The sequence below is a fragment of the Campylobacter ureolyticus genome, assembly GCF_013372225.1.
Taxonomy (GTDB): Bacteria; Campylobacterota; Campylobacteria; order Campylobacterales; family Campylobacteraceae; genus Campylobacter_B; species Campylobacter_B ureolyticus.
In genome coordinates, this window is sequence record NZ_CP053832.1 from 230984 (window position 1) to 245143 (window position 14160).

General features: G+C 28.1%; 13 protein-coding genes. 1 reads left to right on the top strand and 12 read right to left on the bottom strand.

What is annotated here, in order from left to right; genetic code table 11:
* Window positions 1-61 precede the first annotated feature (61 nt).
* The 12 genes from CURT_RS01225 to CURT_RS01280 all read right to left on the bottom strand — a co-directional run bounded on the left by CURT_RS01225 (window position 62) and on the right by CURT_RS01280 (window position 12024).
* A complete protein-coding gene (locus CURT_RS01225) occupies window positions 62-1219 on the bottom strand; it encodes an MFS transporter (RefSeq protein WP_018712513.1) in 1158 nt (385 codons plus the stop codon).
* A 14-nt stretch (window positions 1220-1233) separates the two neighbouring features.
* Window positions 1234-1665 (bottom strand): hypothetical protein, encoded by a 432-nt coding sequence (locus tag CURT_RS01230; protein WP_018712512.1) that lies wholly within the window; start codon window positions 1663-1665, stop codon window positions 1234-1236.
* 46 nt (window positions 1666-1711) lie between these two features.
* Window positions 1712-2161, bottom strand: coding sequence for a TlpA family protein disulfide reductase (locus tag CURT_RS01235; protein WP_018712511.1), 450 nt, complete (start codon window positions 2159-2161; stop codon window positions 1712-1714).
* Window positions 2122-2616 (bottom strand): TlpA family protein disulfide reductase, encoded by a 495-nt coding sequence (locus tag CURT_RS01240; RefSeq protein WP_026320283.1) that lies wholly within the window; start codon window positions 2614-2616, stop codon window positions 2122-2124. The genes CURT_RS01235 and CURT_RS01240 overlap by 40 nt, the downstream gene beginning before the upstream one ends.
* Window positions 2600-3265, bottom strand: a complete 666-nt coding sequence (locus CURT_RS01245; RefSeq protein ID WP_018712509.1) for an ABC transporter ATP-binding protein — start codon at window positions 3263-3265, stop codon at window positions 2600-2602. The genes CURT_RS01240 and CURT_RS01245 overlap by 17 nt, the downstream gene beginning before the upstream one ends.
* Complete coding sequence (locus CURT_RS01250) at window positions 3266-4396, bottom strand: ABC transporter permease (protein WP_018712508.1); 1131 nt, start codon at window positions 4394-4396, stop codon at window positions 3266-3268.
* Complete coding sequence (locus CURT_RS01255) at window positions 4383-5633, bottom strand: ABC transporter permease (protein ID WP_018712507.1); 1251 nt, start codon at window positions 5631-5633, stop codon at window positions 4383-4385. Before CURT_RS01255 ends, CURT_RS01250 begins: the two co-directional genes overlap by 14 nt.
* Complete coding sequence (locus CURT_RS01260) at window positions 5623-7041, bottom strand: Fe-S-containing protein (protein WP_018712506.1); 1419 nt, start codon at window positions 7039-7041, stop codon at window positions 5623-5625. The genes CURT_RS01255 and CURT_RS01260 overlap by 11 nt, the downstream gene beginning before the upstream one ends.
* A gap of 36 nt (window positions 7042-7077) precedes the next feature.
* Window positions 7078-7602, bottom strand: coding sequence for an iron transporter (locus tag CURT_RS01265; protein WP_016646072.1), 525 nt, complete (start codon window positions 7600-7602; stop codon window positions 7078-7080).
* Window positions 7599-9731, bottom strand: a complete 2133-nt coding sequence (locus CURT_RS01270) for an FTR1 family iron permease (RefSeq protein WP_018712505.1) — start codon at window positions 9729-9731, stop codon at window positions 7599-7601. Before CURT_RS01270 ends, CURT_RS01265 begins: the two co-directional genes overlap by 4 nt.
* A gap of 105 nt (window positions 9732-9836) precedes the next feature.
* Window positions 9837-11186: a sodium-dependent transporter gene (locus tag CURT_RS01275; protein ID WP_018712504.1), complete on the bottom strand. Its 1350-nt coding sequence runs from the start codon at window positions 11184-11186 to the stop codon at window positions 9837-9839.
* Window positions 11187-11268: 82 nt separating this feature from the next.
* Window positions 11269-12024 carry an exodeoxyribonuclease III gene (locus CURT_RS01280; RefSeq protein WP_018712503.1) on the bottom strand — a complete coding sequence of 252 codons (756 nt, stop codon included), beginning with the start codon at window positions 12022-12024 and terminating at the stop codon, window positions 11269-11271.
* Window positions 12025-12149: 125 nt separating this feature from the next.
* Between CURT_RS01280 and CURT_RS01285 the strand changes: the two genes are divergently transcribed.
* Window positions 12150-13712: an inorganic phosphate transporter gene (locus tag CURT_RS01285; RefSeq protein WP_018712502.1), complete on the top strand. Its 1563-nt coding sequence runs from the start codon at window positions 12150-12152 to the stop codon at window positions 13710-13712.
* Window positions 13713-14160 lie beyond the last annotated feature (448 nt).

Consider the following 14160-nt stretch of genomic DNA (forward strand, 5'->3'; position numbering starts at 1 on the left):
TCCTTTTAATGAAATAATTTTGGGATTATACTCCAAATTTTTAGTTTTGTGCCTAAAAAGGTTATTTTTTAAAATAAAATCGATCTATATAAAAAAACCATAAAAATAAAATTATACTAAAAATAAAACTCATTAAAAATGCTAAATTTGAAGAGTTGGATGAAAATAAAATAAGTATAAATTTAATCAAATAAGGATTTACAAATTGTCCTAAATATAAAAATATGCTCATTAAGCTCATTGCGATTGCCATATTTTCTTTTTTTACATAAATACTTACTCTTGACATTATAAATGGCATCAAAAAGCCATGTCCAAGACCAACAAGCAAAAGTCCCAAGAATACAAAATTTAAATTTGATGCCAGAAATTGCATTAAAAATCCAGCTCCAAAAAATGCACCAAAAATAAACTTGCAATACCGCTTAAATGTTTTTAATATTCTAGCAAAAAATACTCCTACTAAAATAACAAAAAAATGTTGAAGACCCATAAGAAGCCCAATATATTTTGGCTCTACAAAATCTTTTTCAAGTATGTTTATTGAAAAATTTGTAGGAAAAGAATAAAAAGTTAGCATAGCTAAAAAAACAGCTATGCAAAATGGATAGATTTGTTTTAAAACCTCTAAATTTGTAGTTTTATTTTTATTTTGTCTAAGCATAACGGTTGGCAAAAACAAAACTGCAAAAACCATAACAAAAACACCTAAAAAATAGATATAAAAGCTATAATTCCAAGAAATAGCAGCAAGATAAGCTGAAAGTGGTGCTGCTACTAAGCCCATAAGGCTTGACATCGCTGATGATAGACCAAGGAGTTTTACTTTGTCTTTATCATCATATAAAAAACCAATAAGTCCGTTTGTAAGTGGCTGGATAAAACCAACACCAATTCCTAAAATTGCTCTTAAAAATAAAATTATCCAAATATTATCAAAAAATGATGCTCCAACTCCACCTATTATGTAAAGACAAAGTCCTAAAATAGCGATGTTTTTAGCATTTAAGTATTTTGTTAAAAAGCTAAATAAAAATGCACTAAAAATAATAAATATACTATGAATTGAAACTATTTGTGATACTAAAATTTTGCTAGTTTGATTAAAATGTTCACTTATCATCCCAAGTGCTGGGGCTATTGCAGCACCAGCCATAATTGTTGTAAGAGATAGAGTTAGAATTGTAAAACTTATAAATTTTGAAACTTTTTTATCCATTTTTACTTATTTTTTTAAAGAGTTATGACTACAAAAACCTTTAAATTTAAAGGTTTTTTATCATCAAAAAATGAAATTTCATAAAGCATATCTTTATAGCATGAACTAAAAATTAACTCACCTTCATAAATTTCATCTTTTTTTATAAAATTTGTTTTTATGGTTCCCATATTCATATTTACACCTTTTATTTTGGCATTTAAATTTGTAAAATTTCCTTCTAAATTTAAAATTTTTAAAGTGTTTGGAATCATTGCACGAACTGGTTTATTGGAAAATGAAAATAAAACTTGCTTATTTTTATATGAAATTTCACAATTTTCTATATTTAAATAGCAGTCTAGGTTAAATTCAGTTTTTATATCTTTTTCTTTTTTATTAAAAGTTAATAAAAATAAAGCTACAACTGTAAATAAAATAGTAAAAATAACTAGCTTTTTTTTCATTTTTTTCCTTAAAAGCTAGATTATATCAAAATATTTTTCAAGTTTATTAAAACTCTTTTTCTATAACACTTTTTGGAGTAAGTCCTAAAAATCTTTTTTTATTGTCTTTGTTGTATATAAAAGTTGCAGGAACACCGCTTATCCCACCAACTGCATTTGATAAAAACAAAACGCTATCTTTATCAAAAATAAGTGGAAAATTGATATCTTTATCTTTTGTGAAATTTAAAGCATCATTCATATCTTTTGCATCTCCAAGCACAACTATGAAATTAAATTTACTATTTTTTAAATATTTAAGTTGCTCCTTGCAAGCACCACACTCTTTTGTTATAAAAATAAGACCGAAACTATCATGATTTGTAAGAGTAAGTTCGCTGTATTTAAATTTAAAATAAAATGGTTCTTTTGAATTTAGTGCTAAAATTCCATCATTGCATCCACAAATAAACAATATTATAAAAAATAAGATAATTTTGCTTTTAAATTTTTCCAACCAATATCTCCATAAATTTTATCTTTTATAGTGCCATTTTTATCTATTATAAAAATACTTGGAAGTGTTTTTACACCGTATCTATCAAAGCTTATTTTAAGATCATCTTTTAAAACCACAATAGAAGAAAAATTCATCTCATTAAAATAGTTTTTGATAATCTTTTCATCATTTACTGAATTTATTGCATAAGCTTTAAAAACACCCGGATTTTGTTTTAAAAACTCATCTAAATTTGGAAGTATTTGTGTGCAGCTTAAACAGCCATATTGCCAAAATACAATTATTTTATTAACATCATTTTGTTGATGAATCCTCATCTTTTTGCCATTTATGGTTGTAGCTGAAATTTCAGGTGCCATCTCTCCAATGTCTGCACTTGAATCTTTCTGGCAACCTGATAAAATCAAGCTAAAAAAAAATAAATTTAAAAAAATGCTAATTAATTTTTTCATCATTGATAAGTTTTCCGTGTGATAGAGTTATCATTCTATCGCCTTGTTTTCCCAAATTTGGGTTATGTGTTATTAAAATAATAGTTTTTCCATCTTTTTTTATTTTTTGAAAAAGCTCAAGCACTACACCTTCATTTTTTTCATCCAAGTTCCCAGTTGGCTCATCAGCTATTAAAATTTCAGGATTGTTTATCAAGGCCCTTGCAATACAAACTCTTTGTTGCTCGCCACCACTTAATTGACTTGGCAAATGAGTAAATCTATGGCCTAATCCAACCATATCAAGCATAGCTTTTGCATCCCCCACTTCAACACTTGAATGATAATATTGAGCAAGCATAACATTTTCTAAAACGCTTAAATAAGGTATTAAATGAAATTGTTGAAAAATAAGTCCTATTGTTTCGCGCCTTATTTTTAAATGCTCATTTTGAGATAAATTTGCAACATCTTTTCCTAAAAGTTCGTAAATACCGCTTGTTGGATTATCCATTAGTGATAAAATATTTATTAATGTTGTTTTACCACTTCCGCTTGGTCCCATTATGCTTAGCCATTGATTTTTAGGCACTTCAAAGCTTATATCCTCTAATGCATGAACATCTTTAAAGCTTTTAAATATATTTTTTAAACTTATTACATTTTCCATCTATTCTCCTCTAAGTGTATCTGCAAGATTGATTTTAATAGCTTTTTTTATTGGATAAAATGCTGCTATAAATGAACAAATTAGTGAAATTAAAACTGCAATTACAACTGATAAAATTCTAAAATCAATACTTGCTTTAAATATCATCATTCCTAAAATTTGAGCTAAAACATAACCACTAAATGCACCTAAAACTGCACTAAAAATAGTAATTATTGCTATCTCGGTTCCAAAAAGTTTTACAATATCTTTTTTTGTTGCACCAAGAGCCAAATTTAGAGCAATTTCTTTTTTTCTTGAAAAAATAATTGAGCTAAGTGTTGTATTTACACTAGTTGAGCTGATTATTAAAATAACTAATCCAATCAATGCCATGAGTCCTTTTATCTTATCAAGCATTGCCCCTTCTGAGAGTGAAATTTGAGCTATTGGTTTTGCATTTATCAAATCATTGCTTAATTCTTTACTCAAATTCGAAATTTTATCAAAATTTAAATTTATAACTGCGTTTGCATAGTTTATAATCTTTTCCTCATCAAGAGCTTGAGATATTGAAATATCTACAAACATAAGCTCATCGCTTTCATCGCCACCGTAAAATATCCCTTTTACAATAACATTTTTAGAAACTAAGTTTTTAGGATTTGTTATAGTGATGGTTTGGTTAATTTTAGCTTCCAAACTTTTTGCTAAATTTATGCCTAAAAAAGCTGAGTCTTGCGAAAAATCACTTAAATTCATACTTCCTTGTCTAACTTCTAAAAACGGTTTTGTCTTTTTAAGTCCTTGAAAATCAACTCCTGCAATAATTCCATTACCAATGCCAAAACTATAATATCCATATAAATATGGTGTTATTCCCAATAGTAAATTTTTGTCTATTTTATCAATAGTTTTTTTATAATCATCAAATTTTATATAATTTCCATTTTGTGGAGTTATAATAAAATTTGCTCCATAAGCTTTTAACTCTTTACTCATTTTTGTGTCAATGTCAAAATAAATACCTAAAAACCCAGAACTTACAGAAGTTCCGATAAAAATAGCTATAAAAATAACAAAAACTCTTTTGCTTCCAACTTTTAAACTTTTAAAAATAGAGCTTAGAAAAAATTTATTATTTTCTTCCATATAAAACCTCCGCTGGAAGTAGATTTATAACATTTCTCATAGGCAAAAGTGAGCCAATAAGAGCTATTAAAACAGCAAAAAATAAAGTTATTGGTATGACTATAAAAGATATGCTTATAAAATGTGAAAAAATAAAATATGAAATAATCTCTGAAACTAAATATCCAAAAGCAACACCAACTAATGACGAGATTATAGCAACAAAAACGCTTCCAAGTGCAAAATTTAAATAAATTTGAAAATTATTCGCGCCAAGAGCTTTTAAAAGTCCTATTTCTTTAGTTCTTCTATAAATTTCAGATGTCATAAGCGATGAAATTGCTATGCTTGAAACAATTAGCGAAATTAGACTTACCACAAGCATCAGAGCTTGAATTTTTGTCACAACGCTGCTTTCAGCATCGCTTATTTGAGTTTGTGCTTTTGCATCCGCACCTTTTAAATCTTCGCTTATTTGGTATGCAATTGAGCTTACATAAGCTGTGCAATACCATAAATCATACTCTACTTGATCTAGACTATCAAGGTTTTTTCTAGCTTTTAGAGCAAGGTCATTTTCAGGTATTGTAAGAGCTGATACTTCAACTTTTTCAACTTTATCTTGCAAATTTAAAAGCTCTTGAGTAAATTTTAAAGAGGTGATAAATTTATTGGAAAATTCTCCACCAAATTCTAAAATTCCAACCACTTTTAATTTATAATTTTCTATATTTATTTCATCATTTAGTTTAATATTTTGCTTTGTGGCCAAATCACTTCCAACTAAAACCTCATCTAAACTATCATCTTTTGGAAGCCTGCCATCAATCTTAAAAAATGGATAAATTGTTTTTATGCCAGTTGTAAAGTCCTCTTCATCAGTAACTTTTACATTTTTATCAAAATAGGTTCCAACTATGTTTTTTCCATCAATTGTAGCTGTTAAAAATGGCGCAAAGCCGATTATGTTGTTTCTCCAAAAAATTTCTTTAATAGCATGGAGGTTGCTTTCATTTATGTAATTTTCATTTTTTAAAGGTTGAAATTTTTTATCACCAACATCTATACTTAAAGAATTACCTTTTGGTAAAACCAATATATTTGAACCATAGCTTCTTAATTCTTTTGATACAACATTTCCAATGCTTAAAGTAATATTTAACATTGAAGAGATAAGCAAAGTGGTTAAAAATATAGTTAAAAATGAAAGGAATTTCATATCACCTCTAATAGATGATAAAATTATTTTAAAAATCATTTTTAACCTCCTTGTACCCTTCTATTCTAAAATTTGCTTTTGTGAGTTTTTTAACATATTTTTCAGGATTTTTTAAAAATTCTTTTTTATTTTCTTCACTTTCAAAGAAATAAGTTTTATCCCCATAAACATAGTTAAATTTTGCTTTTAGATTTATAATTTTATTTTTGCTTACTGGATCAGTTACTAGTTTTTGTCTTACTTCGCTAAAATAGTTTGCTCCAAGCATAATTTCACTAAATGGAATTATCAATTTATTGTTTTCTATTTTAAAATTAAAAGGTATCGGGTTACATCCTCCCATTTTTCCAACTGATGGAAGGAAAATCCTAACATTGCAAGCAACACATATAAGCTCATCACCTCTTTTTACATATCCTTTATCGCCACATATCATGCAACTATCAAAAACCGCAGTTGGCACTAGCCTATCAGGATATTTATTTATCAAAAAAAATCTTATTGTTTTTCCATCATCACTTATATAAGCATAACGGTGAAGTTTGTTATCTTTTAGCTCATTTATGTCAAAAGAAAACTCATCATTTTCATTAGGCTCAACTATAGTAGGCTCATCTATCATAAGGGGTCTTGAAGCGTGTAAATCATAATAAAGTAATGTTGTTAAAGCTATAATTGATGATAAGATTATGGAAAAAAAGTTTGTTTTTATAGAGTTATTATAAGCTTTTTCTTTTCTAAATTTTATATCTAAAATTTTAGTTTTTTTACTATTTTTTATAAATTTAAAAAAAGTTAAAATTCCAAATAAAATAAAAACTGCTATATAAAAATAACAAAATGATTTTTCATAATGAAGTGATTTAGCAACAAAGGAAAGAATATTGGTATCGGTTTCTATAACATTTTTTCTCATTAATATGAGCAAAACTTCAGATATAAAATATGATAAATTTATTATTATAAAAATAATTCCAACCGGTATTAAAAAAGCCTTTTTATCAATATTTTTTCTGCTAAATTTAAAACAAAAATAAAACACAAAGAAAAATACTATCCCAAGAAGAATAAATCCTAAGTTTTTAATTCCAAGGCTATCAAGTAAAGCATTATCAAATATTGCATATCCGTTGCTTATATAAAAATATTTAACACCAAAACCAAAAGTAATCAAAAACAGAAATATAAATTTAATAAATTTAGGAATTCTAAAAAGTAAAATAGGGCTTATTATAAATAAAAAAGCTAACATTGAATTTGTAAATAAATACAAATTTCTTAATCCATATGGGTATTTTAATGCAATGAAATATGCAAAATATCCAAAAACAAAAGCACTAAAAACTAAGCTTACTAAATTTATAAGTTTTTCTTTTAAGTAAAAAAGTGTTATAAAAAAAATTAATGGTAAAAAAGCATTCAATATGTGAACAAAAAATATACTCATAAAACCTCTTTTCTAAGGGGTTTTTACCCCCTTAGTTTATTTATCAGGTGTACCTGTGTATTTAAAGTTATATTTAACTGTAAAAGGTTCAAACCATTTACCAACGCCAGTTTCTTCATCAACATGGCGACCAAAACCTTGTTTTTCAGGGTTTTGAATTGCATAAACTAACTCATAATTTCCAATTCCGCCATCCATTTTTATATTTGCACCATAGTGAGGACCATCATCAGCAACCATTGGCATAAGGGTTCCTTTTTTAACTTTACCATTATCCAAATTTGTTAATTGATAAGCAATTGTTAAATAAGGCATCCAAAAACCTTCAGGAAAGCCATTAGGATTGCCTTTAAGAGCGTGAATATCGGCTTCAAGGTGGATATCTGCTAGACTTGCTGCAAGATCAATTCCACGTGGTTCCATCTCAATTGGTTGTAGGTAAACAGCAGCTATCTCCATGCCGTGCATTTCAATAGGATCACCGATTGGAACTTCACCACCAAATGCTAAACTTGTTAAAACCGCACTACTTAGTGCAACACTTAATAAACTTTTTCTCATTTTGTCTTCTCCTTTTTTTGAAGTTTATTTGTTATTAAAATACCTATTATTAATATTATTAGAACTAAAAATTGTGGAATTAATGTTTCGTAATAAGGATAAACACCAAGCCAAGTTATTGGTTTAAACTCTTGAGTAATTATTGTTGGAGTTATGATTTTTCCCTCAATTAGCTCTGCTATACCTTTTCCTGTAAATACAAAACACATATAAAATATAACATATGAAGTTACTTTGAAAAATAGCTTGATAGGAATTCTTACTGCTCCTGCTTTTAATAAGAAATATAGTGCAATTAAAACTATCATAGCAACACCAAGCCCTGCAAAAATAGCACTAAAATCAGCACTTGTTGAAGCATCAAATAAAAGTGCTTGATAAAATAATACTGTCTCAGCACCTTCTCTAAATACAGCCAAAAATACTGTTATCCATAGTGTTTTTGCTGAATTTTTGCTTATAGCATCCATTGCTCCTGTTTTTAAAGCAGTTGCCCATTTTTTATCTCTTGCTTTGTGAAGCATCCAAAATCCTACATAAATTAGCAATACAACTGCTATTAAAAATGTAATTCCTTCTAATAATTCTCTAAATTGTCCAGCATAAGCTCTAAAAAAGTAATATATTAAAAATGCAGTTACGAAGCTTAAAAAGACACCTGTAAATAAGGCAGAGTATGCTATATTAAGTCTATTTTTATTTCCGCTTTGAATTAGATATGAAACAATTGCAACTACGATAATTAGTGCTTCAAGTCCTTCTCTTAATAAAATTCCAAACGCTGCTAAAAATAAGAATAAAGGTGATGTATTGCTGACCTTATCAAGAGAGCCAACTAATAATGTATTTAATTTATCAAAATTTTCTTTTAGTTCTTTTTTATCTGCTCCACTTTTTATAAGTGCAACACCATGAGTGAATAAGCTTTCTATATTTAATTTTAGTGTGCTATCAACTGCTCCTATTTTATTTTCCATGCCAGATGCTTCAAAAATATCTAAATAAGTACTTTGAAGCTCGTCAATTAAAGCCTCTTTAGGCATTTTTTCATAGTTTTTTAGGATATTATCAGTTGCAAGTTTTATATCATCTGCAACTTTTGAATAATCTTTATTTTTAAGCTCATCTTCGTTAAATCCACTGACTTTGATATCCGCTATTTTTTCTTCAGGTATTAAAAGCATTGCGTCAAAAAGAGTATCTTTAATATTTTCAAATTTTTCTCTAATGTCGTGTTCTGTTAGATTTTCATCATCCAAAGATCTAATTACGCCTCTTAAAGCTTGTTGAATTTGCTGATCTGTTTTTGGTTTAGTAAAATTTGAAATAGCAATTTCAAGCTTTGTGTTTCTGTAATCATCAAATAATGCTTTGTTTATAAGGCTTTTTGTTTCAAGTAAATTTTTATTTCTAAATGCAATAGCCGCCTCATCAAGCTTTAATGAAAATTCATCATGTAAAGATTGTAGTTTAGGATTTAGGGCCGAAGCTGCTTGTAGATTAGCTACAACTTCATCGTTAGAGGTTGGCGCGGTTATATCATTTTCATTTAAATTTGATGTTTTTTTATTTGTATTTTGTGTGATTTTTTGACTGTTTTCATTTTTTGTTTCATTTTTATCTAGTTCGTTATTTGAATTATTGCTCTCTCCCAAAAGCATTGCAAATATATCATCTGCCCGGGCTTCTCTTTTGGCATTTTCTTCTATCGATGATTTTATAGCTGCTTCTTTATCGTAGTTTAAATCACTTGCTTCAGCTTTTAGTCTAAAGCCATTTTGAATAATTGGAGTAACTTCATCAAGGTCAAAATAAAGCCCATCAATCAAAGCTTTTATTTTATTTATATCAGCACTATCTTTATAATATCTTCTTAAATTTGTAAATTTTCTTTCCATTGAAATGGCTTTGCGACCAACATTTCTACCTATTGTGCCTTCCATATTTTCAAAATGTTGAAAATATGCATCTTCGACAAGTTTTTTTGCTTTTAGGTTATCGCCATTTTCATAAATGTCAATACTTTGGTCTATTAGGCCTTTGATGATTTCTGTTTCCTTAAAATAGTCATCAACTCTTGCAAAGCAAAGTGAGATAATAAGTGTAAAAATAGTTAGAATTATTCTCATAAAGTCCTCATTTTGATTGATAGTTAAAATCATTAAAAAATAATTTATGATAATGTTACTATTTTTTACTTTAAAGTTTCATTAAAAAATGATTAGTATTTTTAGCTAAATTGCGGTAAGTCCATATAAAAATACAGCTAAAATTATAAGAGGAAGTATAAATTTAACATAATAAAACCATATTTTTATAAATGGGTTTTTAAGTTTTCCTTCATTGCTGATTTCATATACTGCTTCATCTTTCATAACCCAGCCTACATAAATACAGCATAAAAAAGCAGTTATTACAAAAAAGAAATTCGCACTTATCATGTCAAAAGCATCAAAAATATTTCGCCCTAAAATTTTTATATCTTCAAGTGGTCCATAAGCTAAGATTGATGGGAGATTTCCAAAAATAAATATAAAAAAAAGTGTTAAAGTAGTAGCTTTTTTAGTTGAAAATTTAAACTTTTCTTCTAAAATTTGAATTATTACTTGATAAATCGTAAGCGAGGTTGTAAGTGCAGCTACTAAAAGTATTAAAAAAAATACAATAGCGAGCAAATTTCCAAATGGAATATGCGAAAAAGCAACTGGCAATGTTACAAAAACAAGACTCGGACCGCTATCTGGCGAAAGTCCAGCTGTAAAAATAGCGGGAAATATCATAAATCCAGCCATTACTGCAATCACAGTATTTACAACTCCTGTAATAGTTGCTGTTTGTATTAAATTCTCATCTTTTGAAAGATAGCTTGATAGGGTTATCATAACACCAAATCCAAGCGAAAGAGCAAAGAAAACTTGTCCTAAAACATTTATTAATAATTTTGCATCAATTTTAGAAAAATCAACACTTAAATAAAAATTAATTCCCTCTTCAAAGCCACTTAAAAAAACATTTCCTATAATTACAGTTATAAAGCATAAAAATAAAAATGGCATTAAAAATTTAACATATTTTTCAATTCCATCAATTATACCTTTTTTTAAAATATACCAGTTTATTAAAACAAATATAAAAGTATAAACCGCTATCATAAACGGGCTTTTTTCTATGTGATTTATATAAAAATTTTCTGTGTATTCTTTCGAGGTTATTGCGGTTCCTAGGTCAAAATTTCCACCTATTATATTTGCTATATATGCACTTACCCAACCACCTAAAATCATATAATACGCAAGTATTCCAAAAGCCCCTAATAGTGCTAAATATCCTGTAATTTTCCAAAATTTACTTTTTGAAAATGCATCTACGCTATTTTTCATAGCATTTCTACCAATTACATTTTCAACTAAAATCATAGGGATTCCAAGAACAATCATCGCTAAACAAAAAAGTAGCACATAGGCTCCACCACCATTTTCTCCAACTAAATACGGAAATCTCCAAGTGCAGCCAAATCCTATAGTTGCACCAGCAGCAGTTAAAATATAAGTAAGTTTATTGCTCCAAAGTTTTTTATTTTGCATGAAAATCCTAAATTCTGTTTTAAAAGGTTACGATTATATCTTAAATTTGATTTTAAAAAGATAAAATTTATAAAATTCTACATTAAATTTCTATCTCAATGCCAACAGGGCAGTGATCACTTCCATAAATTTCATCCATTATAAAGGCATTTTTTAATTTATCTTTTAGACTATCGCTTATAAAAAAGTAATCAATTCTCCAACCAGCGTTATTTGCCCTTGCGTTAAATCTATAAGTCCACCAAGAGTATTTTATATCTTTGGGGTTTAAAAATCTATAAGTATCTATAAAACCACTTTTTATAAGTTTATCAATCCAAGCTCTTTCAATATCCAAAAATCCGCTCCTTTGAGAGTTTGCTTTTGGGTTTTTAAGATCGATTTCTTTGTGAGCTGTATTTACATCGCCACAAATTATTATATCTTTTCCCTCATTTTTTAAATTTACAATGTAGTTTAAAAAATCATCATAAAATTTCATCTTATAATTAAGTCTTTCATCATCTTTTTGTCCATTTGGAAAGTAGATGTTAAACAGTACTACATTTTTAAAGCGGTGTTCTAAAACTCTTCCCTCATCATCATTGTTAAAAAGAGATTTAAAACACTCTGTATCAAAATTTGAAAGACTCATAACACCTGAATATCCGCTTCTTTTTGCAGGGTTTAAATTTATCTCTTTAAATGGTAAGTTGTAAATTTCAGCTGGGATTTGCTCTTGATCTGCTTTTACTTCTTGAAGAGCTAAAAAATCAGGCTTTATATCATCTATCCAAGCAAAAGCATCTTTATTTACAGCTGCCCTTATGCCGTTTATATTCCAAGAAATTAGTTTCAAAATTTTTCCTTTTTAAAGCATTATAGTTAAAAATTTATAAAACAAAACTTTTAAATTTAAAAAGAGACAAATTTTAGCTAAATTTAGGTAAAATAGCTTTCATACTTTTACAAGTAAGGAAAAATATGAAGTTTTCAAGGCTTAACCTTTTTTTTGGTGGAATTTTTGCCTTATCGTGTTGGTTTTTTATAGTTTGGGGATATGAATTTGTAGGCTCCACAAATACAATAATTTTCTTATGCGCCTCTGTGTTTGGTCTTTTTATGGCTTTTAATATTGGTGGAAATGATGTTGCAAACTCTTTTGGAACAAGCGTTGGAGCAGGGACCTTAACTTTAACTCAAGCTCTTTTAATAGCTGCTGTTTTTGAAGTAAGTGGAGCTGTTTTAGCAGGGGCAAATGTAACTGATACAATTAGAAGTGGCATAGTTGATTTAGATAGTCTGTCAACTTCACCAATGGATTTTGTTTATATAATGATAAGTGCTTTATTTTCAGCTTCGATTTGGATATTTTTAGCTACTAAAAAAGGTTGGCCAGTTTCTACAACTCACGCGATTGTTGGAGCGATAGTTGGAGCTAGTTTAACACTTGGTTTTATGCTTGATATAAAAGAAATTTCTGTTTTATCTCTTGTGAAATGGTCAAAAATAGGTTCTATTGTAATATCTTGGTTTTTATCTCCTGTGCTTGGAGGAGTTTGTTCTTTTGTGCTTTATAAGTCTGTTAAAAAATATATTTTAAACTATAATGCTATTGCCGAGCTAAAAATAGAAAAAATTAAAAAAAAGAAAAAAGAGCTAAAAAAAATACATAAAAAAATTTTTGATGAACTTAGTGAGGCTGAAAAAGTTAAATTTACAGAAGCTATGAATATGGATATTTTCACTATGAAAGATCCAAATTTTGATCCAAATGATTTAGATACTGAGTATTTTAAAAAAATACACGAACTTGACGCAAAAAAAGAGTCTTTAAAGTCCCATCAAGCACTTGAAATGGGAATTCCTGCAATTGCTGCTTTTGGAGTTGGAATAGTATCAAGCATGTTTATATTTAAAGGACTTAAAAATTTAGAACTAGGTCTTTCAAATTTGCAAAATTACTTAATAATAGCGATGATTAGTGCAACAACTTGGATGGCTATGTTTATCTTTGCAAAAACTTTAAGAAGATCTGATTTATCAAAATCAACTTTTTTAATGTTTTCTTGGCTTCAGGTTTTCACTGCTGCTGGATTTGCATTTTCACATGGGTCAAATGATATTGCAAACGCCGTTGGTCCATTTGCTGCAATAATTGATACTTTGGCAAATAACACCATAAATCCAACTGCTGAGGTTCCGCCAATCATAATGGCAACTTTTGGAGTTGCTTTAGTAACTGGACTTTGGTTTATGGGAAAAGAGGTTATAAAAACAGTTGGAACAAGTTTAACTACAATTCATCCAGCATCTGGTTTTTGTGCTGAACTAGCCGCAGCAAGTGTGGTAATGAGTGCATCAATTTTGGGACTTCCTGTTTCATCAACTCACATTTTAGTTGGAGCAGTTTTGGGAATTGGTGTGGTAAATGCACAAGCAAATTGGGCATTAATGAAACCAATTGCATTAACTTGGGTTATAACCTTGCCAGCAGCAGCTGTGATAAGTTCAGTTGGATTTGTGATATTAAAGATTGTATTTTAAAATTTTTCAGATATTTATATAATTTCATAGAATAGTAATTAATACTTATGTGGATATTATAAATGTTGTATTTTTTAAATAATTCTTAGCAAAGTAATGATCGTTTTGAAGTTTTGCTGATAATAGGTTGCCGATGTATTTTGACAATAAACAGCTATTTTTTCTAGCTTAAGAAAAAACTAAAATTTATGTTTTAAGCTTTAAAATACTGCACAAAAAATATCTTTAGTTAAAATAAAAAATTTTTATAGACAATTATTTATTAACATAGTATTTTTTAAAAACAATATAAAGCCTAGTTTTTATAAAATTTTAAAACTGGATAGATTGTTAAAAATATTTAATTTAAATAATTCTTATATCAAAGATAGATATAAAATGAATCAAATGGTAGATATTTAAAATATTAGATTGATATTTATCAAGCTGTTTGATAGTTTGAAATAGG

What these genes read in the sequence shown, in the direction of transcription:
- CURT_RS01265 (WP_016646072.1), bottom strand. Translation starts at nt 7,602, where the DNA reads ATGAGAAAAAGTTTATTAAGTGTTGCACTAAGTAGTGCGGTTTTAACA.
- CURT_RS01285 (WP_018712502.1), top strand. Translation starts at nt 12,150, where the DNA reads ATGAAGTTTTCAAGGCTTAACCTTTTTTTTGGTGGAATTTTTGCCTTA.
- CURT_RS01270 (WP_018712505.1), bottom strand. Translation starts at nt 9,731, where the DNA reads ATGAGAATAATTCTAACTATTTTTACACTTATTATCTCACTTTGCTTT.
- CURT_RS01225 (WP_018712513.1), bottom strand. Translation starts at nt 1,219, where the DNA reads ATGGATAAAAAAGTTTCAAAATTTATAAGTTTTACAATTCTAACTCTA.
- CURT_RS01240 (WP_026320283.1), bottom strand. Translation starts at nt 2,616, where the DNA reads ATGAAAAAATTAATTAGCATTTTTTTAAATTTATTTTTTTTTAGCTTG.
- CURT_RS01275 (WP_018712504.1), bottom strand. Translation starts at nt 11,186, where the DNA reads ATGCAAAATAAAAAACTTTGGAGCAATAAACTTACTTATATTTTAACT.
- CURT_RS01230 (WP_018712512.1), bottom strand. Translation starts at nt 1,665, where the DNA reads ATGAAAAAAAAGCTAGTTATTTTTACTATTTTATTTACAGTTGTAGCT.
- CURT_RS01260 (WP_018712506.1), bottom strand. Translation starts at nt 7,041, where the DNA reads ATGAGTATATTTTTTGTTCACATATTGAATGCTTTTTTACCATTAATT.
- CURT_RS01250 (WP_018712508.1), bottom strand. Translation starts at nt 4,396, where the DNA reads ATGGAAGAAAATAATAAATTTTTTCTAAGCTCTATTTTTAAAAGTTTA.
- CURT_RS01255 (WP_018712507.1), bottom strand. Translation starts at nt 5,633, where the DNA reads ATGATTTTTAAAATAATTTTATCATCTATTAGAGGTGATATGAAATTC.
- CURT_RS01245 (WP_018712509.1), bottom strand. Translation starts at nt 3,265, where the DNA reads ATGGAAAATGTAATAAGTTTAAAAAATATATTTAAAAGCTTTAAAGAT.